This window comes from Alcanivorax sp. HI0083, assembly GCF_001635175.1.
Genome location: NZ_LWFX01001255.1, coordinates 1 through 3025, shown reverse-complemented (window position 1 = coordinate 3025; position 3025 = coordinate 1). Strand labels below are relative to the sequence as shown.

Sequence of the window (3025 nt, the reverse complement as noted above, 5' to 3'; positions counted from 1 at the left end):
GCGCCCAGAGATTGGGCGCGGCCTCTTGCGTTCAAGCTAACACAGGCTTGCGCCGCGCAGCTATTACTTATTCATTATTAACTATTCATTGCCCTTGAGTTTGGCCCAATCGGACCCATTTAACTCTCAGTTGATAGATAACCGGTGATCGCATTGACCTTGCCGTCAGGGAGGTGCTGTGCGGATCACGACCGGATAGGAGAGTGAAAAATGCGAATGGATAAACTCACTGCCCGCTTGCAGGAAGCCCTGTCAGACGCGCAATCTCTGGCCGTGGGGCAGGGAAACAGCACCATTGAGCCGGTCCACCTGATGTTGGCGTTGATGCAGCAGCAGGGTGGCGCTGCCCGGCCCTTGCTGGAAAAGGCTGGTGCCAACAGCGCGGATGTGATTACCGCCCTGAATATGGCCGTGGACAAGCTGCCCACCGTGAATAACTTCAATGGTGACGTGCAGATGGGCCAGGCCACCGGCCGCATGCTGAACCTGGCCGATCGTGAGGCGCAGCAGCGCGGTGATCAGTATCTGTCCACGGAAGTGGTGTTGCTGGCGGCCTGTGACGATAACGGCGAGCTGGGCAAGCTGTTTAAAAATGCCGGTGTGACCCGCAAGGTGCTGGCGGAAAAAATTGCTGAAGTGCGCGGGGGTGAAGCGGTGAATGATCCCAATGCGGAAGACAAGCGCGAGGCGCTGGACAAGTACACCGTCAACCTGACCGAGCGGGCCGAGTCCGGCAAGCTGGACCCGGTGATCGGCCGTGACGATGAAATCCGCCGCACCATCCAGGTGTTGCAGCGTCGCACCAAAAACAATCCGGTTTTGATTGGTGAGCCCGGCGTGGGCAAGACCGCCATCGTGGAAGGGCTGGCTCAGCGCATCGTTAATGGTGAAGTGCCTGAAGGGTTGAAAGACAAGCAAGTGCTGTCTCTGGATATGGCCGCGCTGATCGCCGGAGCCAAGTACCGGGGTGAATTCGAAGAACGCCTGAAAGCGGTGCTCAATGAGTTGGCCAAGCAGGAAGGGCGCATCATTCTGTTCATCGATGAACTGCATACCATGGTCGGCGCCGGCAAGGGCGAAGGGGCCATGGATGCTGGCAATATGCTCAAGCCGGCGCTGGCCCGGGGCGAACTGCACTGCGTGGGCGCTACCACGCTGGACGAATACCGCCAGTACATCGAGAAAGATGCAGCGCTGGAGCGTCGTTTTCAGAAAGTGCTGGTGGATGAGCCCACGGTGGAGGACACCATTGCCATTCTGCGGGGCTTGAAAGAGCGTTATGAGGTGCACCACGGCGTCGATATTACCGATGGCGCTATCATTGCGGCCGCGCGCTTGAGTCATCGCTATATCACCGACCGGCAGCTGCCGGACAAGGCTATCGACCTGATCGACGAGGCGGGCAGCCGTATCCGCATGGAAATTGATTCCATGCCGGAAGAAATGGACCGTCTGGACCGCCGCCTGATCCAGCTGAAGATGGAACGCGAAGCGCTGCGCAAGGAAGAAGATGATGCCAGCCGCAAGCGTCTGGAAAAGCTGGAAGAAGAGATCGACGAACTGGAAAAACAGTATGCCGATCTGGAAGAAATCTGGCAGGCGGAAAAAGCTGCCCTGCAGGGCGCTGCGGAATACAAGGCAGAGCTGGAGCAGGCACGGGTGGAAATGGAGCAGGCGCGTCGCGCCGGTGACCTGAGCCGCATGTCCGAGCTGCAGTACGGGCAGATTCCGGAACTGGAAAAGAAAGTGCAGGATGCCCAGGACCGTGAAGAGCAGGCCCAGGCGGAAACCCAGCTGCTACGCAACAAGGTCACTGACGAAGAGATCGCCGAGGTGGTGGCCAAGTGGACCGGGATACCCGTATCGAAAATGCTGGAAGGCGAGAAAGACAAACTGCTGCGCATGGAAGAGGCCCTGCACGACCGGGTCGTCGGCCAGAATGAGGCTGTAGAAGCGGTGGCCAATGCGGTGCGCCGCTCACGGGCCGGGCTGTCGGATCCGAACCGGCCCAACGGCAGTTTCCTGTTTCTTGGCCCCACTGGTGTGGGCAAGACAGAGCTGTGCAAGGCACTGGCCAGCTTCCTGTTCGACACCGAAGAGGCCATGGTGCGCATCGACATGTCCGAGTTCATGGAGAAACACTCCGTGGCGCGGCTGGTGGGTGCGCCTCCGGGCTATGTGGGTTACGAAGAAGGTGGCTATCTCACTGAACTGGTGCGGCGTAAGCCCTACTCTGTGGTGTTGTTGGACGAGGTGGAAAAAGCGCATCCGGATGTGTTCAACATTCTGTTGCAGGTGCTGGATGATGGACGCCTGACGGATGGCCAGGGCCGCACCGTGGACTTCCGCAACACGGTGGTGGTGATGACATCCAATCTGGGCTCTGACCTGATCCAGAAACTGGCGGGAGCCGATGCGGAGTCCGCCAGTGACTACGAGGCGATGAAGTCCGCGGTGATGGAGGTGGTGGGTAATCACTTCCGGCCAGAGTTTATCAACCGTGTGGATGAAACCGTGGTATTCCACCCGTTGGCCAAGGACCAGCTCAAGGGGATCGCGTCGATTCAGCTGGGCTTTTTGCAAAAAAGACTGGCGGAGCGGGATATCGGCTTGCAGCTAAGCGATGCGGCGCTGGACAAGCTGGTGGACGCTGGTTTCGACCCGGTCTATGGGGCGCGGCCGCTCAAGCGGGCCATCCAGCAGCAGCTGGAAAATCCGCTGGCGCAATCGCTACTGAGGGGTGAATACCTTCCCGGAGATACCGTTCACGTGGACGTGGAAGACGAGCGGTTTACCTTCAAGCGTTAAATTGAGGGAAGTCGTCTGTAAACAAAAACCGCCGACATCGATGTCGGCGGTTTTTTATTGGCGCAGTGACTGCCGGCAGACGCGCCCTTAGCGAGCCTCGCACTTTTCCAGCGCGCTGCGGGTGTCTTCCACCATTTTGTCTCTGGCTTCCTGATCCAGCACTTCCATTTCGCCGGTCTCCGGGTTCTTGCGCCGCACGGTAGGTTTGTTTGTCAGT

1 protein-coding gene is annotated in these 3025 nt (G+C 58.8%); it reads left to right on the top strand.

The genetic code is table 11. From position 1 onward, the window contains the following. Window positions 1–210: 210 nt before the first annotated feature. On the top strand, window positions 211–2808 hold the full coding sequence (gene clpB, locus A3754_RS18350; protein ID WP_063520855.1) for an ATP-dependent chaperone ClpB: 2598 nt from the start codon (window positions 211–213) through the stop codon (window positions 2806–2808). The last annotated feature ends 217 nt before the right edge of the window (window positions 2809–3025 follow it).

Bases quoted from the DNA above. Each gene is read 5' to 3' on its own strand.
- clpB (WP_063520855.1), top strand. From the start codon at position 211: ATGCGAATGGATAAACTCACTGCCCGCTTGCAGGAAGCCCTGTCAGAC.